This window comes from Streptomyces sp. NBC_00203, assembly GCF_045206325.1.
Taxonomy (GTDB): Bacteria; Actinomycetota; Actinomycetes; order Streptomycetales; family Streptomycetaceae; genus Streptomyces; species Streptomyces lutosisoli.
On the sequence record NZ_CP108126.1, the window covers coordinates 5,616,107 to 5,637,980 of the forward strand.

Annotated in this window: 21 protein-coding genes; 9 read left to right on the forward strand and 12 right to left on the reverse strand. The window is 69.4% G+C overall.

The window, feature by feature from the left end; translation table 11 throughout:
• Window positions 1–188 precede the first annotated feature (188 nt).
• The 3 genes from OG975_RS25225 to OG975_RS25235 are packed head-to-tail and all read left to right on the forward strand — an operon-like array spanning window position 189 to window position 2,672.
• Entirely contained in the window at window positions 189–722 is a 534-nt protein-coding gene (locus tag OG975_RS25225) for an ATP-binding protein (RefSeq protein ID WP_406331629.1), read from the forward strand.
• A 23-nt stretch (window positions 723–745) separates the two neighbouring features.
• On the forward strand, window positions 746–2,065 hold the full coding sequence (locus OG975_RS25230) for an ATP/GTP-binding protein (RefSeq protein ID WP_406331630.1): 1,320 nt from the start codon (window positions 746–748) through the stop codon (window positions 2,063–2,065).
• The gene (locus OG975_RS25235; RefSeq protein WP_406331631.1) at window positions 2,043–2,672 is read left to right on the forward strand and encodes an RloB family protein; all 630 of its coding nucleotides are present in this window, start codon (window positions 2,043–2,045) and stop codon (window positions 2,670–2,672) included. Before OG975_RS25230 ends, OG975_RS25235 begins: the two co-directional genes overlap by 23 nt.
• A 74-nt stretch (window positions 2,673–2,746) precedes the next feature.
• Here the strand turns inward: OG975_RS25235 and OG975_RS25240 are convergent, their stop codons facing one another.
• Both OG975_RS25240 and OG975_RS25245 read right to left on the reverse strand, forming a co-directional pair.
• A complete protein-coding gene (locus tag OG975_RS25240; RefSeq protein WP_406331632.1) occupies window positions 2,747–3,121 on the reverse strand; it encodes a winged helix-turn-helix domain-containing protein in 375 nt (124 codons plus the stop codon).
• Window positions 3,118–3,633 (reverse strand): hypothetical protein, encoded by a 516-nt coding sequence (locus OG975_RS25245; RefSeq protein ID WP_406331633.1) that lies wholly within the window; start codon window positions 3,631–3,633, stop codon window positions 3,118–3,120. The genes OG975_RS25240 and OG975_RS25245 overlap by 4 nt, the downstream gene beginning before the upstream one ends.
• A gap of 196 nt (window positions 3,634–3,829) precedes the next feature.
• Between OG975_RS25245 and OG975_RS25250 the strand changes: the two genes are divergently transcribed.
• Together OG975_RS25250 and OG975_RS25255 are read left to right on the forward strand one after the other, a co-directional pair.
• Window positions 3,830–4,489, forward strand: a complete 660-nt coding sequence (locus OG975_RS25250; protein ID WP_406331634.1) for a M15 family metallopeptidase — start codon at window positions 3,830–3,832, stop codon at window positions 4,487–4,489.
• Between the two features lie 186 nt (window positions 4,490–4,675).
• On the forward strand, window positions 4,676–6,175 hold the full coding sequence (locus tag OG975_RS25255) for a hypothetical protein (RefSeq protein WP_406331635.1): 1,500 nt from the start codon (window positions 4,676–4,678) through the stop codon (window positions 6,173–6,175).
• Window positions 6,176–6,229: 54 nt separating this feature from the next.
• On the opposite strand, the gene OG975_RS25260 is transcribed toward OG975_RS25255, so the two are convergent.
• From OG975_RS25260 to OG975_RS25270, 3 genes are read right to left on the reverse strand one after another with little or no spacing between them, the layout of a single operon-like run.
• Window positions 6,230–7,084 (reverse strand): transglutaminase N-terminal domain-containing protein, encoded by an 855-nt coding sequence (locus OG975_RS25260; RefSeq protein WP_406331636.1) that lies wholly within the window; start codon window positions 7,082–7,084, stop codon window positions 6,230–6,232.
• A gap of 5 nt (window positions 7,085–7,089) precedes the next feature.
• Window positions 7,090–8,022 carry an alpha-E domain-containing protein gene (locus tag OG975_RS25265; protein WP_330306057.1) on the reverse strand — a complete coding sequence of 311 codons (933 nt, stop codon included), beginning with the start codon at window positions 8,020–8,022 and terminating at the stop codon, window positions 7,090–7,092.
• Window positions 8,019–9,563, reverse strand: a complete 1,545-nt coding sequence (locus OG975_RS25270) for a circularly permuted type 2 ATP-grasp protein (protein WP_406331637.1) — start codon at window positions 9,561–9,563, stop codon at window positions 8,019–8,021. The genes OG975_RS25265 and OG975_RS25270 overlap by 4 nt, the downstream gene beginning before the upstream one ends.
• Before the next feature lie 393 nt (window positions 9,564–9,956).
• On the opposite strand from OG975_RS25270, the gene OG975_RS25275 reads away from it, so the two are divergent.
• Window positions 9,957–11,057 carry a LuxR C-terminal-related transcriptional regulator gene (locus OG975_RS25275; RefSeq protein WP_406331638.1) on the forward strand — a complete coding sequence of 367 codons (1,101 nt, stop codon included), beginning with the start codon at window positions 9,957–9,959 and terminating at the stop codon, window positions 11,055–11,057.
• Here the strand turns inward: OG975_RS25275 and OG975_RS25280 are convergent.
• From OG975_RS25280 to OG975_RS25290, 3 genes are read right to left on the reverse strand one after another with little or no spacing between them, the layout of a single operon-like run.
• On the reverse strand, window positions 10,981–12,006 hold the full coding sequence (locus OG975_RS25280; protein WP_406331639.1) for a LuxR C-terminal-related transcriptional regulator: 1,026 nt from the start codon (window positions 12,004–12,006) through the stop codon (window positions 10,981–10,983). The genes OG975_RS25275 and OG975_RS25280 overlap by 77 nt on opposite strands.
• On the reverse strand, window positions 12,003–13,031 hold the full coding sequence (locus OG975_RS25285) for a LuxR C-terminal-related transcriptional regulator (RefSeq protein WP_406331640.1): 1,029 nt from the start codon (window positions 13,029–13,031) through the stop codon (window positions 12,003–12,005). The genes OG975_RS25280 and OG975_RS25285 overlap by 4 nt, the downstream gene beginning before the upstream one ends.
• Window positions 13,032–14,000, reverse strand: a complete 969-nt coding sequence (locus tag OG975_RS25290) for a helix-turn-helix transcriptional regulator (protein ID WP_406336451.1) — start codon at window positions 13,998–14,000, stop codon at window positions 13,032–13,034.
• Window positions 14,001–14,354: 354 nt separating this feature from the next.
• Here OG975_RS25290 and OG975_RS25295 point away from each other — a divergent pair, with 354 nt between their 5' ends.
• Entirely contained in the window at window positions 14,355–14,690 is a 336-nt protein-coding gene (locus OG975_RS25295; protein ID WP_330306066.1) for a hypothetical protein, read from the forward strand.
• Between the two features lie 169 nt (window positions 14,691–14,859).
• Here the strand turns inward: OG975_RS25295 and OG975_RS25300 are convergent, their stop codons facing one another.
• A complete protein-coding gene (locus tag OG975_RS25300) occupies window positions 14,860–15,273 on the reverse strand; it encodes a pyridoxamine 5'-phosphate oxidase family protein (protein WP_406331641.1) in 414 nt (137 codons plus the stop codon).
• A 178-nt stretch (window positions 15,274–15,451) separates the two neighbouring features.
• Here OG975_RS25300 and clpB point away from each other — a divergent pair, with 178 nt between their 5' ends.
• On the forward strand, window positions 15,452–18,049 hold the full coding sequence (gene clpB, locus OG975_RS25305) for an ATP-dependent chaperone ClpB (RefSeq protein WP_406336453.1): 2,598 nt from the start codon (window positions 15,452–15,454) through the stop codon (window positions 18,047–18,049).
• Between the two features lie 39 nt (window positions 18,050–18,088).
• On the opposite strand, the gene OG975_RS25310 is transcribed toward clpB, so the two are convergent.
• Window positions 18,089–18,550 (reverse strand): hypothetical protein, encoded by a 462-nt coding sequence (locus OG975_RS25310; RefSeq protein WP_406331643.1) that lies wholly within the window; start codon window positions 18,548–18,550, stop codon window positions 18,089–18,091.
• Window positions 18,551–18,684: 134 nt separating this feature from the next.
• Between OG975_RS25310 and OG975_RS25315 the strand changes: the two genes are divergently transcribed.
• Window positions 18,685–19,218 (forward strand): YbjN domain-containing protein, encoded by a 534-nt coding sequence (locus OG975_RS25315; RefSeq protein WP_330306070.1) that lies wholly within the window; start codon window positions 18,685–18,687, stop codon window positions 19,216–19,218.
• 41 nt (window positions 19,219–19,259) lie between these two features.
• On the opposite strand, the gene OG975_RS25320 is transcribed toward OG975_RS25315, so the two are convergent.
• Window positions 19,260–20,459 carry a mannosyltransferase family protein gene (locus tag OG975_RS25320; RefSeq protein ID WP_406331645.1) on the reverse strand — a complete coding sequence of 400 codons (1,200 nt, stop codon included), beginning with the start codon at window positions 20,457–20,459 and terminating at the stop codon, window positions 19,260–19,262.
• A gap of 154 nt (window positions 20,460–20,613) precedes the next feature.
• The gene (locus OG975_RS25325) at window positions 20,614–21,801 is read right to left on the reverse strand and encodes a pyridoxal phosphate-dependent aminotransferase (RefSeq protein WP_406331647.1); all 1,188 of its coding nucleotides are present in this window, start codon (window positions 21,799–21,801) and stop codon (window positions 20,614–20,616) included.
• Between the last annotated feature and the right edge of the window lie 73 nt (window positions 21,802–21,874).

Sequence of the window (21,874 nt, forward strand, 5' to 3'; positions counted from 1 at the left end):
CCAACCCCCTACCGTGAGTGTGGCGCCGATAACTCTCCGGAACCGTACCGGAGTTGTCCAACTTCCCCTGCCCGCAAGCGAAAGCGCACCCGATCCGCCCCCCAGCCGGAGCCGGACACTGCCATCGCGGGCGCTACCCCCCACTCGCCCCCCACTCCACAAGCTCTTCGACAGGAGCCGATCCCCCCATGGAAATGGAAGCCGCCCGCAAGGCACCCCACCGCCCAGCCCAACTCGCGTACGACTACAGCCTCTTCGCCCCCGCCGACGCCACCGCCCCCAAGGTCTGCCGGGACTTCGTACGCACCGTGCTGCTCACCCTCGACCGCGAACCCCTCATCACGCCCGCCACCCTCTGCACCTCGGAACTGGTCACCAACGTCCACCTCCACACCAAGGGCACCGCCATGCTCCGCGTCCAGCTCACCCCGGCCCGCCTCCGGGTGAGCGTGTACGACGAGAGCCACGAGCCCCCGGTCACGCCGGCGGCCACCGGCACCGCCTGCTGGGGTCGCGGCCTCGCGCTGGTCGCGGAGGTGGCGGATCTGTGGGGTGTGGCGCAGGAACGGGCGGGGCGGTTCGCGAAGGGGGTGTGGTTCGAGCTGGGCGGGCCCGATCAACCGCCACCCGGATGGGTGGCGGGCCTTTCCCCGGCACCGGCCAGGCCGTACCGTGGGGCAGAGGCTGGATTCTGCGATTTTTCTGCACAGAATGCCATCTGACCCGGCAGAGGAGGTGATGAGCTGTGCTTCTCAGCTTCCGTGTCGCAAACCATCGGTCCATCAAGGAAGAGCAGCAACTGTTGCTCGGCCCGGTGTACGAAGCGGACCGCCCGGAAGGGACGGACTGGGAGGCGGTCCCCGTCGCCGCCGTCTTCGGGGCGAACGCGGCCGGCAAGTCGAACGTGGTGGACGCCCTGCGATACATGGCGGAGATGGTGAGCTCCTCACACCGGGACGCCGAGCCGGGCGCCGGAATCGAGCGCTACGCCTTCGCACTCGACGAGGAATGCCGAACGGAGCCGTCCTGGTTCGTCGTGGACCTGTCGCTGGACGGCGTCCGGCACACGTACGGCTTCAGCCTCGATGACGAGCGGGTCGTCGATGAGTGGCTCTACAGCTATCCGCACGGGCGAAAGCGGGTCGTGTTTCAGCGCGCCGGCGAGGACTTCACCTTCGGCGACGCACAGCCCCGTAAGGAGCTGGAGCTGGTCACGAAGATCACCGAACCGAACACACTGTTCATGACGGTCGCCGCCCGGTCCCGGCAGGAAGCGTTCCGTCCGGTGTACACGTGGTTCACGCGAGGGGCGCGGTTCCGCTACGGAACGCAGAGGGACCTGCTCTTCAGTGCCACGGCCGCAAGGCTCCTGTCCGATCCAGCCCGTGTCCCCGGCGTTGTCCGCCTCCTGAAGGCTGCGGATCTCGGGATCGAGAACGTGGGGGTGGAGCGGGTGGCGGCCGATGGCGCGAGCACTCCGGAACCCTCGCACCGGCTGTGGGACGCGCTTGCGGACAACAGCTCGGACTCGGCTTCGGGCATGCGGACGCTGAAGCGCGAAGTCACCCGGGTGTGGGTGGAGCAGCGAGGTCGCCATGGTTCCGTCCGGCTTGGTCTCAAGGACCAGTCGGCCGGTACGAAGGCCCTGCTGGCGTACGCCGGTTCGGTACTGGGCGTTCTGGAAAGCGGCGGCCTTTTGGTCGTCGACGAGATCGACTCCAGCCTGCACCCCCGGCTCACCGCACATCTGATCAAGCTGTTCCAGGACGAGGCCACCAACCCGCGGGGGGCACAACTCCTCCTCACCACCCACGATGCGAGTCTTCTCGGACGCAGCGGTGGCGAGGACATCCTCAAGCGGGACCAGGTGTGGTTCGTCGAGAAGGACGGCTACGGGGAGACGACGCTCTACCCGCTCTCCGACTTCAAGCCGCGCCAGGAGGAGAACCGGGAACGCCGCTATCTGGGCGGCAGTTACGGCGCGGTACCGCTGTTGAACGAAGAGCTGTTCGCGGCCGCTGTCGCCGTGCGGGAGGGGAGCGATGGCGAGGACTCCGAAGAGTAGCGGGCGCCGCCGCCCCGCCTTCGAGTCGGACTTGAGGCGCGTGGCGGGGAAGCGGGAAGCCCGTCGAAGACTGCTGGTCGTGTGCGGTGCGGATGTGACCGAGAGCGACTACTTACGCGGCTTGGTCGCGCATGTCGCCAATCCGGCTGTCACGGTGAGGATCGCCACGAAATCGTGCGCGCCCACGCAGCTCATCAAGTACGCGGCAGGGCAACGCGAGTTGTCCCGAAGTGACTTCGACGAGGTCTGGTGCGTCTTCGACGTCGACGAGTTCCCGGATGTGTCGCGTGCCGTCTCGCAAGCGGGCGCGGCTGGGATCGAGGTAGCCGTCTCCAACCCGTGCTTCGAGCTGTGGCTGATCCTGCATTTCGGAACGCACACCGCGTACGCAGGGACCTACCGCGAACTTCTCCCCCATCTGACCCGTCATCTTCCCCGCTACGACAAGTCCCGCCTCGACTTCCGTCATTTCGTGGACGGGTGGGAGTCCGCGGTGCCGCGCGCCCGAAAGCTGGCACCCCTCGGCAAGGAGCACGAGGTCAATCCCGCGACCGGCATGTGGGCGCTGGTCGAACGGATCGGGGGTCCGCCCGGCCGAGCTGGGTGACTCCTCCGTCCCGGGCCGGTGGATCGCTCCCTCCTCTCCCCATCTCAGCTCACCTCACCGAGTGGCTCGATTCCCTAAACAGCCGTCTGCCGGTCCGAACCGTCCGTCGTGGCGCCGGCGGCTCGCGCGCCCGCGCTCCGGGCCGTGGAGGCGATGTCCTGGAGTGCGGCGATGTGCTGGGTGAGCGCGTGGTGCCCGTCCGGGGTCAGTGAGAGCCAGGTGCGCGGGCGTTTGCCGACGTAGCCCTTGCGGATGTCGAGGTAGCCGGCGGCTTCGAGGGCCGAGGCGGCCTTGCTGAGGACCGAGTCGGACACCTCGCAGGAATCCCGTACGGTCGCGAACTCGGCCTCGTCGCAGGCGGAGAGGAAGGCGACCACGGCCAGCCGGGTGGGGTGGTGGATCGTCTCGTCGAGGGTCGGCCTGCGCGGCTCGGGTGGGTCAACAGTCATACGAGCTCCCGCAGTTGACGCGTCGTCACGGCGTTGCGCCACGCGCAGTAGGCCCACGCGACGAGCCCCAGCGCCGTACCCAGGGTGACATGCGTGGCGTCCTCCCCGACGCCCAGCAGTCGGAGGAACAACCACGCCAGCCCGATCGTCACGCTCAAGCAGAGCACCAGGGCGACCCCCGTCCACCCGAACCGCTTGTGCGCCATCACCCCGGTGCTGCGCCGCCGGGCCCGCGTCAGCGCGAGGACGGCCAGCAGCACCACCCACCCCGCCCACTGCCGCCAAGCTCCCCACCCCGGGTCGCCCGCGTCCGCGGATATGGTGCCGATCGTCCCTTGGACGGCCACGAGCACCCCGATCAGCGGCCCGTACCACGCGGGTATCAACCGTGCCCGCAGCCGGGCCCGTGCCTGCGCCGTGTCGACGTCCCGCAGTGCGCTCGCCGCGGCTTCACCCGACAGGACGCTGTCGGCGGCCGGGTCTGCGTCGCGGTTGTTCTCCTGATCGGGCATCGAGCGCTCCAGGTTTTCCAGGTGTTCCGGGTATTCCGGGTGTTCCCGGTTTTCCGATGGATGTGGGCGCCCGCTGACACGCTCGCCCGCCCGCTCACCGGCTTACTTGCATCCTGGCAGGTATTTTCCACACTGGAAAGTACTTTCTCGCCGCCGACCAGTCCTCCGGTCCCGCGCCGCATGATCCACTCACGTCATGACCGAGATCGTGTTGATGTCAGATCCGAAGATCGCCGCGATACCCGTCGTGGAGTGCGGAGAGCCGCTTCTCGACGTACGGGCGGGGGAGCCGTTTCCCGTCGACGGGCGGAGGCGGGACGGCTCGGGAGCCTTCGCGCATCTGCGGGAAGGGGTGTTGAGCAGGCTCGTGGAGGCGCGGGTCCTGCTGCCGGACGGCGTACGGCTGTTGTTCGTCGAGGGGTACCGGCCGCCCAGCCTGCAACGGTTCTACTTCGAGCGGTACGCCGACGAGTTGCGCGCGAGCAACCCCGACTGGGATGCCGAGCGGCTCCGGTCCGCGGCGAGCCGATACGTGTCCCCGCCGGAGATCGCCCCGCACAGCGCGGGTGCCGCCGTGGACCTGACCCTCGTGGACGTCGACGGTCGCGAACTCGACATGGGCACCCCGGTGAACGCGAACCCGGAGGTGAGCAAAGGTGCTTGCTACACCGCAGCGGAGAACATCAGCCCGGAGGCGCGGGCCAACCGGCAGCTGCTCGGCGACGCGTTGACCGCCGTAGGGCTCGTCAACTACCCCACCGAGTGGTGGCATTGGTCCTACGGCGACCGGTACTGGGCCCTCGCCTCGGGTGCCGGTCACGCGCTCTACGGGCCCCGGGAACTCGACTCCTGCTGAGGCCCGGCAGGCTCCGTCGGGCGCGGAGATCCTGTGGAGATGCGCGCCCCCACGGGGCCGACGAGGAGGGCGATCCGGATGATCCGGACGCCTGGGTCAAGGGTTGGTCAACGAACCCCCTGAAGATCGTCTAGGGTTGCGCGCTGCCACCTGACGATCACGGGGAGATTCTTTCGCATGGCTGGAATGAACGGGGATATACGGTACGCGGCGCCGCGCAGGCGGGGTGCGAGGGCGACGGCGATGTCGGTGACCGGGCTGGTGCTGTCGCTCGGGCTGCTGACCGGGTGCGGGTCGGGTGACGCGGCGAACGAGGGCGGGTCCGACGGCAACGGGAACGGCAACGGCGCGGCGTCCGGAGGCGGCAAGGCAGCGGCCGGACCCGCCTACAAGGGGCCCCAGTTGCCGGGCCTGGCGCGGCAGGCCGCGTGGAGCCTGCCCGCCACGGACGGTGGGGGCACCCCCGGCGTACTGGACCTCGGCGACACACTGCTGTTCGCCAAGGACGCGGACGGCGCCTACCTCTCGGACAACGAAGCCCAGGGCGAGCCGGAGAACGCGAAGAACCGCGTGCTGTTCTTCGCGGACGAACCGGAGAGCCTCGTCCTGGAGTTCCGGGACGCGAAGACCGGTGCCCTGCGCAAGAGCCTCAAGGTGAAGACCGACATGGTCTCCGCCACGACGTGGCACGACGGCGTCCCGGCCGTCGCCGTGAGCACGTCCGCGACCGCCGAGTCCGACGGGCTGACGGAGGAGTCGACGACCTCGACGGCCACCCTGTACGACGCCACCGGCAAGAAGCTCGGCGTGAGCGAACTCCCGCAGGACGATGAGCAGTCGACGGACGAGCGGACGTACGCCGCCGCCTACCTCTTCGAGGGCTACCGCGTAGCCGTCGCCGACAACACTCTCACCCTCACGCCCATCGACGGCGGCACCGCCCGCACGGTCGGCTGCACCGGTTCCCAGGCCGACTGCTCGTTCCTCCCGAAGGAAGGACTGGCCACCGGGCAGTCGACGTACGCACCGCTCATCGCGGGCACCTACTACGCCGGCTTCGAGAACGCCACCGGCTACGAGTACGACCCCGAGCAGGTCACCCTCTCCGACCTCACCACCGGCGCGAAGGTCTGGAGCAGCGGCGATGTGACACCGCCCCCGGGCGTGAAGTTCCGGGACGACGGCGACCGCATGTCGGAGGCGACCCGGGTGCTGCGGGTCGAGGACGGCAGAATCCTCACCGCCTGGCAGACCCAGGCGGGCTCGGACACCTGGATCGACGCCTGGTACGACCTGAAGGGCGCCAAGACCGCCACCGCGTCCTACCCGAGCGTCGAGGAGCCCCTCCTCTCACCCTCGGGCGACCTGGTCGCCGCCACCACCGACAGCGGCACCGTCGTACGCCAGACCGCCGACGGCAAGCAGCTGTGGGCCCAGGACGCAGGCGAGAAGGCGCTCGCGCCGGTCCGGTTCTCCGCGGACGGCTCGGTCCTGTACGGCACGACGGACGGCACGGACAACGGCATCGACGACGACAACCACACCGTCGTCGCCGTCGACGCCCACACCAAGAAGGTCCTCGCCAAGGACCTCACCACCGACCAGATCCCCTACTTCAACGACACCACCCAGTACGGCTACCTCTCCACGGACGACGGCTTCTTCGTCTTCGCGCCTGCCTCGTGACACACGGGTCGCCAGGTCACCGAGGTCGCCAAGACATCGACGTACGAACGGAGTTCACGCCACCCGCGTGAACTCCACCGTCACCTCCGGCGGCCCCCCGGCCACCCCCCGGTACACCCCCTTGTGCGGCGTCACGTCGTCATAATCCCGTCCCCGGCCCACGACCACATGGGACTCGTCGGCGCGGGTGCTGTTGGTGGGGTCGTAGCCGGTCCAGTCGCCCGCCCAGTACTCGATCCAGGCGTGGCTCTGGCCGGCGACGGGGCGGTGGAGTTCGGCCTCGCGTTCGGGGTGGAGGTAGCCGGAGACGTAGCGGGTGGGGAGGCCGAGGCCGCGCAGGAGACCGGTTGTGAGGTGGGTGATGTCCTGGCAGACGCCCGCGCCCTGTTCCCAGGCCTCCATGGCGCTGGTGTTCACGCCGGTGGCGCCGGGGATGTAGCGGACCTGGTCGGTGACGAGGGAGGAGACCGCGACCGCCGTCTCGTGGGGGTCCAGGCCGGATGCCAGGTTCCGGGCCCGTTCCACCAGCTCCGGCGGCACCGTCGTACGGCTGGTCGGCGCCGCGTACTCCAACAGGCGTGACTGGGACGTCACTTCGGCCACCTTCGCCCATGTGGGGGCAGCCCTCAGCGGGCCCGGCGGGGCCGTCTCCACCAGGCTGGACGCCGTGATGGTCAGGTCCGCGTGGGGTTCCATGAGGTCGAAGCCGGTGACCTGGGTGCCCCAGTAGTCCCAGTACGACCAGGTGGCGGTGGAGGGGTTCACGGTGACCCGGGCGTCCAGGGTCGTCTGGCCGGGGAGTGTCAGCGGGGTCATCCGCACCTCGTTGTGGGAGGAGACGGCGGCCTGCGCGTAGGAGACGCGGGTGGTGTGACGGATGCGGAGACGGCGTGTCACGGGAGTGGTCATCTCGCTCACGCTCCTTCCTGGGCCCACTCGACGGGCCCCTGGTACGGGAAGAACTTTTCCGCCACCGCCTCCGCCGAGGCCATGCACGCCTGTTGCAAGTCCTTGAGGAGGAGGGGGAGTTGGTCCTCCAGGGCCGACAGGTCCAGGTACTCAAGGCGGGTCCGCATACGGCCTATCGGGCGGCGTGCCGGATCCTGGCGCGGGCGGCCGAGCGCCGCCAGGCACTCCTCCGCCGTCGTGAGGGCGTGCAGGGCCGAGCGCGGGAAGTCCCGGTCCAGCAGGAGGAATTCGGCCACCCGCGGGGTGTCGCCGAAACCGCCGTACACCCGGGCATACGCCTCGTCCGCGCCGCTCGCGCTCAGCAGCGTCGGCCAGTCGGGGGCGTGCGCCGCGTCCAGCACCCGTACGGACAGCAGTCGTACGGTCATGTCGACGCGCTCCAGGCTTCTGCCCAGCACCACGAAGCGCCAGCTGTCGTCCCGGCTCATCGTCGAGTCGGCGAGCCCGAAGAAGAGGGCGGCCCTGCGGCGTACGAGTTCGAGGTAGGCGTACGGGCCCGTGCGGCGCGCGGCGAGACGCTGGTCGGCGAGGGCGTGCCAGGTGGAGTTGAGGCACTCCCACATCTCCGACGACACCGCCTCGCGCGCGCTGCGGGCGTTGAGGCGGGCGGCGCCCAGCGCGCCCTCGATGGAGCAGGTGGAGCGCGCGTCGAAGGCCAGCTGGTCCAACACCTGCTGCATGTCGACGCGTTCGTCTCCGGCGTCCACGCCGAGGATGGCGTACAGCGACCGGCAGGCGACGTCCTCGTCGCGCCAGGGGTCTTCGAGGAGCCGGTGGAGGTAGGCGTCGAGGATGCGGCCGGTGGCGTCCGCCCGCTCCACGTAACGGCCCGTCCAGATCAGGGCTTCGGCTATCCGGGAGAGGATCACGTCGTTCACTGCTGCTGTGCCCCTTCCTGTACGACGGCGGGGGTGCCGTCGGGTCCGAGCTGGCGCGGGACGACCTCCGGAACGGTGTCGCTGAACTCCGGCTCGGGGTGCTCGGCGGGTCCCTCCGCCAGCACCCAGGTGTCCTTGGAGCCGCCGCCCTGGCTGGAGTTGACGATGAGGTTGCCCTCCTGGAGCGCGACCCGGGTGAGCCCGCCGGGCAGCACCCAGATGTCACTGCCGTCGTTGACGGCGAACGGGCGCAGGTCGATGTGGCGCGGCGCCATGCGTTCGCCCGCGAGGGTGGGGGAGGTGGACAGGGCGACCGGCCGCTGCGCGATCCAGCCGCGCGGGTCGGCGGCGACGGCGGCGCGGGTGCGTTCGAGGGTCTCCCGGTCGGCCTTCGGCCCGATGACGATGCCCTGGCCGCCCGCGCCGTCCACCGGCTTGATGACGAGCTGGTCGATCTGGTCGAGCACGGCGTCCAGCTGGCCCGGTTCGTCCGGCCGGAACGACTCCACGTTCGGCAGGACGGGCTCCTCGCCCAGGTAGTACCGGATGAGATCAGGAACGTACGTGTAGAGGAGCTTGTCGTCGGCGATTCCGTTGCCGACGGCGTTGGCGAGCGTGACCGCGCCCGCCTGCGCGGCGCTCAGGATGCCCGGGCAGCCGATCACCGAGTCGGGCCGGAAGTGCAGCGGATCGAGGAAGTCGTCGTCGAGCCGCCGGTATACGACATGGACCGGCATCTCGCCGCGCGTCGTCCGCATCCAGACACGGTTGGCTCGGCACACCAGATCATGCCCCTCCACCAGCTGCACGCCCATCAGCCGGGCCAGCAGCGCGTGTTCGAAGTACGCGGCGTTGCTGGGGCCGGGCGTGAGCACGACGACACGCGGGTCGCCGACCCCGTCCGGGGCCGCGGCCCTGAGCGCGGCGAGGAGCTTCTGCGCGTAGCCGTCCACGGGGACGACATGCTGCTCGGCGAAGAGGGAGGGGAAGATCCGGGTCATCGCACGCCGGTTCTCGATGACGTACGACACCCCGGACGGCACGCGAACGTTGTCTTCGAGCACCCGGAAGTCTCCGGCCTCGTCCCGTACGAGATCGATCCCGGCGACATGAATCCGGACACCGCCCGGTGGCTCGACCCCGTGCGCGGCTCTGTGGAAATGCGGTGAGTTGAGCAGCAGCCGCCACGGGACGACACCGTCCTCGAAGGCCCGGCACGGCCCGTAGGCATCGCTGAGATAGGCCTCAAGGGCCCTGACCCGTTGAGCGACCCCGCGTTGTATGAGATCCCATTCGAGCGCGTCGAGGATCCTCGGAACAAGATCCAGCGGCCAGGGCCGCTCCTCGCCCGCGAAGGCGTAGGTCACGCCCCGGTCGGTGAACGCACGGGCCATCTGATCGGCCTTGAACCGCAGTTCACCCGGTTCGATCGGCTGAAGCGCCGCCAGCACCGGCTCATAGGCGGTCCTGACCTCACCCGGCCGCTCAAACATCTCGTCCCACGCATCGGCCAACGCGTACGCGTCAAATATGTCCGCCATGGACTGACGTTAAGTGCGATACGTAACGCGCCGATCACTCGACGATTTCCACCGGCTCACGCGGTGTTTCGACGAGCTCCACTCTGCGCTGCCGCGCTCCGGCGCGCGCCGCGGCCCTGGCCGAAAAGGGGGGTGATCGACCAGGGCCGCTCGGAGCGCCGTCGCGCCCGTGGGAAGCGGTACCACCATGCACCGGGTGCCGGGGCCGCGCCACCGTCATCTTGTTGCAACGGGCGAGGAGGAGGTGGGGATTTTTATGCACAAAGGCGGGTGAGAAGGGGCGCGCGGGCGGGGCAGCCGTGTTGCGATGCCGGACGGGTCCGCGCATAGTTGCGCTGCGACAGACGCTGTTTACGCGGGGCTTGCACCAGCGGTTGGAGCCAGAGGTGGAAGATGGCCGGGCACGGGACGGACACGCATCCGCACGGGGCTGACCGACTGTGCGAGGCCGGAGACCGGGTCTACTCCCGGGCCGTGCGGCGCGGCCGTGTGCCCCGCGAGGCCGCGGAGACCGTGCCCTGCCTGCTGGAGCTGGCGCTGTTGCACCCCGACCCCGACGACATGGGCTGGCTGGTGCCGACCTCGCCGCAGGAGGTCATGACACGTCTCCTGCGGGGCCTGTACGAGGAGGTCAGCGCGAGCCAGGCGCGGGTGGGCGACGCGGTGTCGGCCTTCGAGTGGTACGCGGGGCTCGGCGGACGCGTCCAGGCGCCGGCCGAGGGGGTGGCGATCCGCGTCCTCGACGGACTCCCGCGTATCCGCGCCGCGATGGACAAGGCGACGGAGGAGTGCGCGAGCGAGGTCCTGGCGGTGCAGCCGGGCGGCATCCGCCGCGAGGACGAACTCTCCGAGGGCCTGCACCGCGCGCTGGAGATGCGCCGCCGGGGCGTCCGTATGCGCGACCTGTACACGCATGTGGCCCGGCACGGCCAGGGCCTGCTGAACTACATGGAGTTGATGGGCGGCGCGGCGGAGGCCCGGACGCTGGACGAGGTCGTGGAGAGGCTGATCCTCTTCGACCGCAAGGTCGCCTTCATCCCCGCCAACACGGACCGCACGATCGCCCTGGAACTCCGCCACCCGGCCCTGGTGGACTACCTGGTGACGGTCTTCGAGCGGTTGTGGCGCCTGGCGATCCCGCTGACGTCCCCGCTCCCCTCGACGGGCATCGAGGGCATCACACACCGCGAGCGGTCGATCGCCGCCCTGCTGGCGGAGGGACACCAGGACGCGGTGGTCGCCGAGCGGCTCGGGATCAGCGTCCGTACCTGCCGGGCACACATCGCACGGCTGTCGGAGACGCTGGGGGCCGCCAGCCGCACGCAGCTGGGGGTGCGGATCGCTCAGGCGGGTCTGGATGGGCCTCCTCGGGCGCCGGAGGTTGAGCCGGTCACGCTTCCGGGTGCTGGCCCGGGCGTCATTCCGGGGGGCGTACCGGGGGTTGTTCCGGGTCTTCGTGCTGTCGCTGATCCAGAATCCCCGACCGGCCTATGAGGTAACCGAGTTGGGCTCGGCTCTCGCTGCCTAGGGTGGCGGCGAGTTTGGCTATGTGGACTCGGGCGGTACGGACGTTCATGCCGAGGCGGTCGGCGATGGCGGTGTCGGTGAGGCCTTCGATGAGGAGGCTCGCGATGGCCTGCTGGCGGGGGCTGATGCCGTTCAGGGAAGGCCGTTGGACCGCTTCGGGATACATGGGGGTGGCGAGGCGCCAGAGGCGGTCGAAGGTGATGAGGAAGTGCTCGATGAGGGCCGGGTGGCGTATTTCCAGGGCGAGTTTGTAGTCCTTGCTCGCCGGGATGAAGGCCACGGTCCGGTCGACGACGATCAGTAACTGGGTGACTTCGTCGAGGGTGCGGGCCTCCACGTCGCCCTTCAGCACCTCGTAGCGGGCGACGACGGTGGGGGCGTGGCGGAGGGTGTGCTGGTAGAGGGTGCGGATACGGCCGCCGCGGTCGAGGAGGGACTGATCGCGGAGCAGGGCCTGGGAGTGGCGCTGGGGCTGCGAGTTGGCGCCGACGTGGCTGACGTGGGGCTGGACGGCGAGGATCTGGGACGCGCTCTCCATGGCCCGGGTGATGGCCAGGCTGATCTGGTCCCCGCCGTTGATGAGGCTGATCGTCGGGGTCTCCGCGGTCGCTGTGCGCGGGCTGTCGATCCGCATCAACGGCTCGAACACCGCGGCCAGCCGCTCCTCACGCCGCCGTTCGTCCGCGATACGGTCCTCGGCGCCGCGTAACAGCCGGTGCAGGGCGAGGGCGGGCGCCACGGGCTCCAGCCGCCGGGTGTCCTCGACGTGCGGCTGAAGCAACCCGAGGTCGAGCAGACAGGGCGCGGATACGGTGTCCTGGGCGGGCACCTGTCCTTCGCGGAGGGCCTGCGTGTACAGCTCTACGCCCTCCTCGCAGAGATCCTCCACACCGTGCGACCGATGTGCCTCCGTCACTCTGCCTCCTCCGGTTGCTCTTGTTGCCCTCGCTGCTCCTGTTGCTTGAGGATCCCGGATTCGGCGATGAGGTAGCCGAGTTGGGCTCGGCTTTCGCTGCCGAGGGTGGCGGCGAGTTTGGCGATGTGGACTCGGGCGGTGCGGATGTTCATGCCGAGGCGGTCGGCGATGGCGGCGTCGGTGAGGCCTTCGATGAGGAGGCTGGCGATGGCGCGTTGGCGGGGGGTGATGCCGTTCAGGGTGGGTTGCTGGACGGCTTCGGGGTACATGGGGGTGGCCAGGCGCCAGAGGCGTTCGAAGGTGATGGCGAAGAAGGCGATCAGGGCCGGGTTACGGACTTCCAGGGCGAGGGTGCGGTCCTTGCTCGCCGGGATGAAGGCCACTGTGCGGTCGATGACGAGCAGTCGCTCGGTGACCTCGTCGAGGGTGCGGGCTTCCACGTCACCCTTGAGCTGTTCGTAGCGGGCGATCACCGTTGGTGAGTGACGGAGCGTGTGCTGGTAGAGCGTACGGATACGGCCACCCCGCTCCAGCAGAGCCTGATCGCGGCCCAAGGATTCGGCCAGGCCTGCGGCGTTTCGGCCGGTGTAGGGCTGTATGGCGAGGAGTTCCTCGCGCGCGTCGGTCATGGCCTGTGTGATGGCCCGGTTGATCCGCCCCATACCGCTGAGGACGCTGATCGGCGAGGTGTCCGCCGCCGTATGCCGACCGTCGATCCGCATGAGCGGCTCGAACACCTCCGCCAGGCGCGCTTCGCGCTGCCGCTGCTGTGCGACGGCGTTGGCGGTGACGTGCAGCAGCCGGGGGAGCGCTATGGCGGGGGCCACGGGGAGTAGCCACCGCTGGTCCTCGATGTCTGGCTCAAGCAGGCCGCAGTCGATCAGGCAGGGGACGGGGTCGGCATTCTCGGTGGGCACGCGCCCTTCCCGCAGGGCCCGCGTGTACAGGGCCAGGCCTGCGTCACAGACGTCCTCCACTCCGTGTGGATGAGTCCCCGTGAGTTTCGATCTGCCGTCGGTCGGCACTCAGCTGTCCTTGTCCAGGAGACCTGACTGCGCGATGAGATAGCCGAGTTGGGCCCGACTGCCACTGCCCAGCGCGGCGGCGAGTTTGGCTATGTGGGCGCGGCACGTACGGACATTCATGCCGAGGCGACGGGCGATGGCCTCGTCGACGTGGCCCTCCACGAGTAGGTGGGCTATGGACCGCTGGACGCCGCTAATGCCATCAGTGGGTGGGGCGTACGGCGTCTGAGCGAGGAGGGGGGCGGCACGGCGCCAGAGTTGTTCGAAGACTTTGACAAGGTACTGGACAAGGCCAGGGTGGCGGAGTTCCAGGGCGACCCGGCGGTCGTCCTGAGCGGGTATGAAGGCGACTTCCCGGTCGAAGATCATCAACCGCTCTATGAGTTCCTCAAGCGTCCGAATCTCCACCTTCCCCTGAGCCATCTGCTCGGCGTACTCCAAGGTTCCCTGGCTGTGCCGAGCGGTGTGTTGGTAGAGGGTGCGCATGACGATGCCGCGCTCGATGATCCCGTGGCCGATCTCGACTGCCTGGTTCAGGACATCCTCGGGACGCCCACCGCCGGGCTGCACCGTGAGGATTTCGGACCGGCACTCCGCCGTAGCTCGCTGTATGGCCTCGTTGATCCGGGGAATGCCTTCCAGGACCGTGATGGCGTGGGTGGTCGGCCGGTCCTGGGCTGTGATGGACATGAAGGGCTCGAAAGAGTCGGTCAGGCTGATGGCCAGATGCCGACGCTCCTGGATCTCCCGCTCGATGGGGTGGAGACGCTGCGCGAGGGCGGCGATCGGCGAGACCGGCCGGAGCCAGTCCGGATCGTCCGGATCGGGATGGAGGAGCGAGAACTCGACCAGGCAAGGTGCAGGGGACACATCCGCACGAGGGATGCGTCCTAGGCGCAAAGCCTCGGCATAGAGCTGCCTGCCCACCTCGCAAAGATCCGCCACCCCGTGACCATGTGTCTGGTTCATGTGGCTATTGGGCAATTCTCCACCCCCCAGGGTCCTGAACGTGCAGGAACATGATGCACCTCGCAGGTGGCTTGACGTGTCCTGATGAGCCATCGTCTTCAGGGCGGGGGAGAAGACTTGGGAAGTGAGGACGAGGCCCAACATGTGCAGGAAAATGCTTCGCTCGGTGCTTGCTCTGGCCTTCTCGGCGGGACTTGTCTTCGGTGCGGCCCATGGCTTGGATGTGATCTGGAACAGCCAGCCTGCGACCGCGGTTCAAGCGGACACGGTTTGGAATGCTGTACCGGCGACCGTGACCATGGCCGACCCGGCTCCGGATCCGGTCTGGGACGCTGCTCCGGTGGACGCTGAGGCATGACCATCCCTCCTGACGACCGCTCCTTCCGCCGAGAAATGGCCACCGCCTACCGCTCCGGCTGGCACTTCATCGACCTGGTCACCGCCATCCCCCACAGTGGTGACTCGTTGATGGTGACGGTGTTCGGAGAGCCTGTCGTCGTCACCCGGGACGACGAGGACGACGTACGGGCGTACCGGTGTCTGCGGCGGCCTCGGGGGGCGCCGCAGCCGGTCCGGTGTGCCATTCGGTACGGAATGATCTTTGTGAACCTTGACCAGCGTGACCACCAGCTTGTCGAACCGGAAGCCCCGGACGTACAGACCATTGCAGCCACCCCCCGCAGTGCCTGACGCGATTCCCCCGTCGTAGTAGATCGCGCAGGTACTTCCCCCCGCAGCGGCGTCACCGTGACCTGAACACGGTGACGCCGCTGCAGTTTTACGTGAAACCTCCAGGATTCCGCCCATCTCGGCAAGGGCTGAAACCGGCCGTAGCCCGGCTGTCCCGGCTGCCCCCGCGTCAGCCCCGCCCCATCGCCGACGTCAGCTCCACCTCGATCACCACCCGCGCCGGATTCGGCGCCGGCACCCGCCCGTACCGCTCCGCGTACCGCGCCTCCGCCTCCGCGACGCGCGCCGGGTCCACGGACACCCTCGCGCGCCCCTCCAGCGTCGCCCAGCGGCGGCCGTCGACCTGGCAGACCGCGACCCGGGCCCCGTCCGCGCCCGCCGCCAGTACGTGGCCCACCTTCGCGCTGGACTTGTTGGTGATCACCCGAGCCAGACCCGCCTCCGGGTCGTATGTAACCCCGACGGGCACCACGTGCGGGCTCCCGTCGGGGCGGAGCGTCGTCAGGGTGCACAGATGCCGCTCGCGCCAGAAGCTGAGGTAGGTGGGGTCGGGATCACGGGGGTCTACGGGGTATGCGGCCATGGTTCGAAATGTAGCCGGAGCTGTCAGCGGTATGCCGTATGGCCTCCACGTCACGCCTTGAGTGGAATAGACTCAACTTTGTGTACGTTGGCCGAGTCAGGCAATGGTCTCAGGGGTCTCAGGCAACGGTCAGGGACACCGTGAGTCAGTGGGACACCAGGAGGAGGAGAACGCGAACGTGGACGCCGAGCTGACCAACAGGAGCCGGGACGCGATCAACGCGGCCACCAGTCGGGCCGTGTCGGAGGGGCACCCGGACCTCACCCCCGCCCACCTGCTGCTCGCTCTGCTGGCGGGCGAGGACAACGAGAACATCATCGATCTGCTGGCTGCCGTCGACGCCGACCAAGTGGCCGTCCGTGCCGGGACCGAGCGCGTCCTCGCCGGTCTGCCCAGCGTGACCGGGTCCACCGTCGCGCCCCCGCAGCCCAACCGTGAGCTGCTCGCCGTCATCGCCGAGGCTGCCGACAAGGCCAAGGAGCTCGGCGACGATTACCTCTCCACCGAGCACCTGCTCATCGGTATCGCCGCGAAGGGCGGCCAGACCGGCGACGTACTCTCCCAGCAGGGGGCCAGTGCGAAGAAGCTGCTGGACGCGTTTCAGAAGAGCAGGGGAGGGCGCCGGGTGACGACCCCGGATCCCGAGGGCCAGTACAAGGCGCTCGAAAAGTTCGGTACCGATTTCACCGCCGCCGCGCGGGACGGGAAGCTCGATCCCGTCATCGGGCGGGATCAGGAGATCCGGCGGGTCGTGCAGGTGCTGTCCCGTCGTACGAAGAACAATCCCGTGCTCATCGGTGAGCCGGGCGTGGGCAAGACCGCCGTCGTGGAAGGGCTCGCGCAGCGGATCGTGAAGGGCGACGTGCCCGAGTCCCTCAAGAACAAGCGGCTCGTTTCGCTCGACCTCGGTGCCATGGTGGCCGGGGCGAAGTACCGGGGTGAGTTCGAGGAGCGGCTCAAGACCGTGCTCGCCGAGATCAAGGACTCCGACGGGCAGATCATCACCTTCATCGATGAACTGCACACCGTCGTGGGTGCCGGTGCCGGCGGCGACTCCGCCATGGACGCCGGCAACATGCTCAAGCCCATGCTCGCGCGTGGCGAGCTGCGCATGGTCGGTGCCACCACTCTTGACGAGTACCGCGAGCGGATCGAGAAGGACCCGGCGCTGGAGCGGCGCTTCCAGCAGGTGCTGGTCGCCGAGCCCACCGTCGAGGACACCATCGCCATTCTGCGCGGGCTCAAGGGGCGGTACGAGGCCCATCACAAGGTCCAGATCGCCGACCGCGCGCTCGTCGCGGCCGCGACCCTCTCCGACCGGTACATCACCTCCCGCTTCCTGCCCGACAAGGCCATCGACCTCGTCGACGAGGCGGCCTCCCGGCTGCGCATGGAGATCGACTCCTCCCCCGTCGAGATCGACGAACTCCAGCGCGTCGTCGACCGGTTGAAGATGGAGGAGCTGGCGATCGGCAAGGAGACCGACGCCGCCAGCAAGGAGCGGCTGGACAAGCTGCGCCGTGACCTCGCCGACAAGGAGGAGGAGCTGCGCGGCCTGACCGCCCGCTGGGAGAAGGAGAAGCAGTCCCTCAACCGCGTAGGCGAGCTGAAGGAGAAGCTCGACGAGCTGCGCGGCCAGGCCGAACGCGCCCAGCGCGACGGCGACTTCGACACCGCCTCCAAGCTGCTCTACGGCGAGATCCCCACCCTGGAAAGGGACTTGGAGGAGGCCTCCGAGGAGGAGGAAGAAGCCGCCAAGGACACCATGGTCAAGGAAGAGGTCGGCCCCGACGACATCGCCGACGTCGTGGGCGCCTGGACCGGCATCCCCGCCGGGCGGCTCCTCGAAGGCGAGACGCAGAAACTCCTTCGCATGGAGGAGGAGTTGGGGCGCCGGCTCATCGGGCAGGCGGAGGCCGTGCAGGCCGTGTCCGACGCCGTACGGCGTACGCGTGCCGGAATCGCCGACCCGGACCGGCCCACCGGATCCTTCCTCTTCCTCGGCCCGACCGGCGTCGGCAAGACCGAACTCGCCAAGGCGCTGGCCGACTTCCTCTTCGACGACGAGCGGGCCATGGTCCGCATCGACATGAGCGAGTACGGCGAGAAGCACAGCGTCGCGCGGCTCGTGGGCGCCCCGCCCGGGTATGTGGGCTACGAGGAGGGCGGCCAGCTGACGGAGGCGGTGCGCCGTCGCCCGTACAGCGTCATCCTGCTCGACGAGGTCGAGAAGGCGCACCCGGAGGTCTTCGACATCCTGCTCCAGGTGCTGGACGACGGGCGGCTGACGGACGGTCAGGGGCGGACGGTCGACTTCCGCAACACCATCCTGATCCTCACGTCGAACCTGGGCAGCCAGTTCCTGGTCGAGCCGATGACCTCCGCGGAGGAGAAGAAGCAGCAGGTCCTGGAGGTCGTACGGGCCTCCTTCAAGCCGGAGTTCCTGAACCGGCTCGACGACCTGGTGGTCTTCTCGGCCCTCGACAAGGAGGAGCTGGAGCGCATCGCCAGGCTCCAGATCGACCGCCTCGCCCAGCGCCTGGCCCAGCGCCGGCTGACCCTGGAGGTCTCCGACGCGGCCCTCGCCTGGCTCGCCGACGAGGGCAACGACCCGGCGTACGGCGCGCGCCCGCTGCGCCGCCTCGTCCAGACCGCCATCGGTGACCGGCTCGCCAAGGAGATCCTGGCGGGCGAGGTCAAGGACGGCGACACGGTCCGGGTGGAGGTGTTCGGGGACGGGCTGATCGTGGGCCCGGCCACCGGCAAGACCCTGTGATCCCGGCGGTCGGCAAGACCCTGTGATCCCGGCCGCGGCTCAGGACGAGTAGGCCTCAAGGCGTACGAGGGCGGTGTCCCCGTCCTCGTACGCCACGGTCAGTCGTGCGTAGTCGGCGTCGAAGTCGGCGTTGAAGTCGATGTCCAGGCACACGTCCTGGTCGCAGGCCTCCGACGGCTTCTTGTCCGGGTAGGCGTCCGGGTAGGAGTCCTTCAGCCAGGCGGCGACATCGGTGCGCGGCATCTTCCAGGTGCCGCGCACCACGTCGTCCATCCAGTCGTCCAGCGAGCACTCACCGTCACGCGCGCTCTCGGGCAGCGTGCCGTGTGCGAACCTCATCGCCTGTGAACAGGTGATCGCCGAGTGTGTGCGGAAGGGATCGCCGCTCGCTTCGGCGGTGATCACCGACCACGCGAACCACCCCCCGACGACCACGGCGAATGCCAGGCACAGCGACCACATCCCCCACAGCAGCCACCGCAGTCCCCTCCGTATGCGCATGACCAGATCATGTCAGCGCTGGTCTGGCCGGGTGACCGGATCTTGTCAGCCTGCGGCGGAAGGGCCGTCAAGGGTTGCCACCCCCCGCCCCGGATGGGGGAGGATGGCAGGATCCGTACGAAGGGAAATACACGGTGAGCATCGACCCGTCCTCGATTCCGAACTTCGGGGGCCAGCCCGAGCCGCAGTCCGGCGGCCCCGCGGGCCCCGTCGTCCCGGATCAGGACCTCGTGAAGCAGCTCCTCGAACAGATGGAGCTCAAGTACGTCGTCGACGACGAGGGTGACCTCGCGGCGCCGTGGGAACAGTTCCGTACGTATTTCATGTTCCGCGGCGAGGGCGACCAGCAGGTCTTCTCGGTGCGCACGTTCTACGACCGGCCGCACCAGATCGAGGAGAAGCCGGCGCTGCTGGAGTCCATCGACGACTGGAACCGCCGCACGCTGTGGCCCAAGGTCTACAGCCACACGCACGACGACGGCACCGTCCGCCTGATCGGCGAGGCGCAGATGTTGATCGGCACCGGCGTCGCCCTGGAGCACTTCGTGTCCTCCACGGTCAGCTGGGTGCGGGCCGCCATCGAGTTCGACAAGTGGCTCGTCGAGTCGCTCGGCCTCGAAGAGGAGATCAACGAGGCGGAGAAGCCCGAGGGCGACGACGAGGAGTAATCCTCCGGTCAGGTCCTGACGAGCGGTTCTCCCGCCAGGTCCTAGAGCGGCGTGTGCGCGAGCACCACCAGATACGCGCCGTACGCGAACGAGAGCCCGGCCAGGGCGCCGACCACCAGGGTCGCGTGCCAGGGCCGGGCTCTCGCCGTCCGCACCAGCGCCGTCGCCAGCGGCAGCAGCAGCGGGAACGCCGGCAGCAGGAAGCGCGGCTTCGACTCGAAGAACCCGGAGCCGCCGAGCGTGATCAGCAGCAGTACGCCGCTGTAGACGACGAGCGGCAGCGGCGCCCGGTCCGCCATCAGCAGCGCGTACAGCAGGACGGCCGCCGCGACGATCACCAGCGTCACGGGGAAGACGAAACGGTCCCCGTGCAGGAGCAGGTGCTTGACGACGCTGAGCGAGCCCGCCCCGAAGTCGAAGCGTGAGCCCCACAGCCGCTGCACGTCGAAGTAGCCGCCGAGCGGATCGCCCTCGCGGATTCCCACCCACAGCACGAAGCCGCCCCAGCCGAGCGGCGCGAGCGCGGCGCCCGTCCACAGCCTGTGGGGAACTTTTCGCCCGCGCCGCCGCCAGATCTCGTACGCCGCCGAAGCGAGGACCGCCGCGGCCACCGCGAACCCGTTCGGCCGGGCCAGCCCCGCGAGCGCCGCCAGGGTGCCCGCCCACAGCCAGCGCCCGCTGAGCACCGTGTACAGCGACCAGGCGGCGAAGGCGGTCAGCACGGGCTCGGTGTACGCCATCGACAGCACCACCGAGTGCGGGAGCAGGCCCCAGAGCAGCACGAGGGCGGTGGCGACCGCGCGGCCCCGCAGCCGGGCCCCGATCGCGTAGATGCCGCCGGCTGCGGCCGCCGCCGCCAGCCAGGCGACCAGCAGGCCCGCCGTGCTCGCGTTCAGCGGGCTCAGGGCGGTGGCGGCGCGCACCAGCGCCGGGTACAGCGGGAAGAACGCCAGGTCGCTGTGGATGATGGTGGGCTGGAAGGTCAGCGTCCGGCCGTAGCCGTGCGCCGCGATCCCCAGGTACCAGACCGAGTCCCAGGACCGCGCGAGCAGCGTGAGCGGGTGCCTGCCGGTGGCCCAGGCGGTCGCGGCGAGCACGAGCACGCCGGTGAGGCGCGCGGCGGCGAACAGCCCCAGCGCGGTCACCGCGGCGATCGGCAGGCCCCGCGCGGCGCGGGACGGACGGGCGCGGTCCCCGGGCTCCGTGCGGGCGCGGCGAGCGAGGGTACTCGGGTGGGTCACATCCGAACTGTGCGTTCCCCACGGGGCACTCGCGACCTGTGCTCCTCCGCGCGGGTACGGTTAGCGCGCTCCCGGCGCGCCGTCCGCACGGACGGCGCCACCGGTGTTAGAGAGCCCGGGCCGGTGTGGGTGGAAGACCCTGGGCCGAGTCCGGCTACCAGGCCGCCTTGAGCCGCTTCGCCGCCTCCTCCAGCACCTCCGTCTGCTTGCAGAACGCGAACCGCACGAAGGGCGCGCCCGCCTCCCGGTGGTCGTAGAAGACGGCGTTCGGGATGGCGACGACCCCGGCGCGCTCCGGCAGGGCCCGGCAGAAGGCGAAGCCGTCGGACTCGCCGAGCGGCCGGATGTCGGTGGTGATGAAGTACGTGCCCTGCGGCCGGAACACCTCGAACCCGGCCTCCGTGAGCCCCGCCGCCAGCACGTCCCGCTTGGCCAGCATGTCCGCGCGGAATGCCTCGAAGTACGTGTCCGGCAGCGCGAGCGCCTCCGCCACGGCGTACTGGAACGGCCCCGACGACACATACGTCAGGAACTGCTTCGCCGACCGTACGGCGCTGATCAGGGCCGGCGGCGCGGTCACCCAGCCCACCTTCCAGCCGGTGAAGGAGAACGTCTTGCCCGCGCTGCCGATGGTGACCGTCCGCCCGCGCATCCCCGGGAACGTGGCCAGCGGCAGATGCTCGGCGTCGTCGAAGACGAGGTGCTCGTACACCTCGTCCGTCACCACGAGCAGATCCCGCTCGACGGCGAGCTTCGCGATCTCGGTGAGCTCCTCGCGGGTGAGCACGGTGCCGGTGGGGTTGTGCGGCGTGTTGATCAGCAGCAGCCGGGTGTTGTCGGTGACCGCGTCGCGCAGCTCGTCGAGGTCGAGGCGGAAGCTGCCCTCGTGCGGGCGCAGCGTCACCGGTACGCGCGTGCCGCCCGCCATCGCGATGCAGGCCGCGTACGAGTCGTAGTACGGCTCGAAGGCGATCACCTCGTCGCCGGGTTCCAGCAGCGCGAGCAGGGTGGCGGCGATGGCCTCCGTGGCGCCCGCCGTGACCAGGACCTCGGTGTCGGGGTCGTACGACAGGCCGTACCGGCGCTCCTGGTGCGCGGCGATCGCGGTGCGCAGCTCGGGGACGCCCGGGCCCGGCGGGTACTGGTTGCCGCGCCCGTCGCGCAGCGCCCGCACGGCCGCTTCCCGGATCTCCTCGGGGCCGTCGGTGTCGGGGAAACCCTGGCCGAGGTTGATCGAACCGGTGCTCATCGCGAGGGCGGACATCTCGGCGAAGATCGTCGTTCCGAACTCGGCGAGCCGGCGGTTGAGGAAGGGGCGTGCGGTGGAGGTCATGCCGGTCATCCTGCGCCCAAGCTCTGGACTTCCTCAACTCTGCTTTGCGCCGTGAGACGCGGGGGCATTTCCACGGCACGGC

Coding starts and splice junctions, on each gene's coding strand:
- OG975_RS25225 (WP_406331629.1), top strand. CDS start 189: ATGGAAATGGAAGCCGCCCGCAAGGCACCCCACCGCCCAGCCCAACTC.
- OG975_RS25235 (WP_406331631.1), top strand. CDS start 2,043: ATGGCGAGGACTCCGAAGAGTAGCGGGCGCCGCCGCCCCGCCTTCGAG.
- OG975_RS25240 (WP_406331632.1), bottom strand. CDS start 3,121: ATGACTGTTGACCCACCCGAGCCGCGCAGGCCGACCCTCGACGAGACG.
- OG975_RS25245 (WP_406331633.1), bottom strand. CDS start 3,633: ATGCCCGATCAGGAGAACAACCGCGACGCAGACCCGGCCGCCGACAGC.
- OG975_RS25250 (WP_406331634.1), top strand. CDS start 3,830: ATGACCGAGATCGTGTTGATGTCAGATCCGAAGATCGCCGCGATACCC.
- OG975_RS25255 (WP_406331635.1), top strand. CDS start 4,676: ATGAACGGGGATATACGGTACGCGGCGCCGCGCAGGCGGGGTGCGAGG.
- OG975_RS25260 (WP_406331636.1), bottom strand. CDS start 7,084: ATGACCACTCCCGTGACACGCCGTCTCCGCATCCGTCACACCACCCGC.
- OG975_RS25270 (WP_406331637.1), bottom strand. CDS start 9,563: ATGGCGGACATATTTGACGCGTACGCGTTGGCCGATGCGTGGGACGAG.
- OG975_RS25275 (WP_406331638.1), top strand. CDS start 9,957: ATGGCCGGGCACGGGACGGACACGCATCCGCACGGGGCTGACCGACTG.
- OG975_RS25290 (WP_406336451.1), bottom strand. CDS start 14,000: ATGAACCAGACACATGGTCACGGGGTGGCGGATCTTTGCGAGGTGGGC.
- OG975_RS25295 (WP_330306066.1), top strand. CDS start 14,355: ATGACCATCCCTCCTGACGACCGCTCCTTCCGCCGAGAAATGGCCACC.
- OG975_RS25300 (WP_406331641.1), bottom strand. CDS start 15,273: ATGGCCGCATACCCCGTAGACCCCCGTGATCCCGACCCCACCTACCTC.
- OG975_RS25310 (WP_406331643.1), bottom strand. CDS start 18,550: ATGCGCATACGGAGGGGACTGCGGTGGCTGCTGTGGGGGATGTGGTCG.
- OG975_RS25325 (WP_406331647.1), bottom strand. CDS start 21,801: ATGACCGGCATGACCTCCACCGCACGCCCCTTCCTCAACCGCCGGCTC.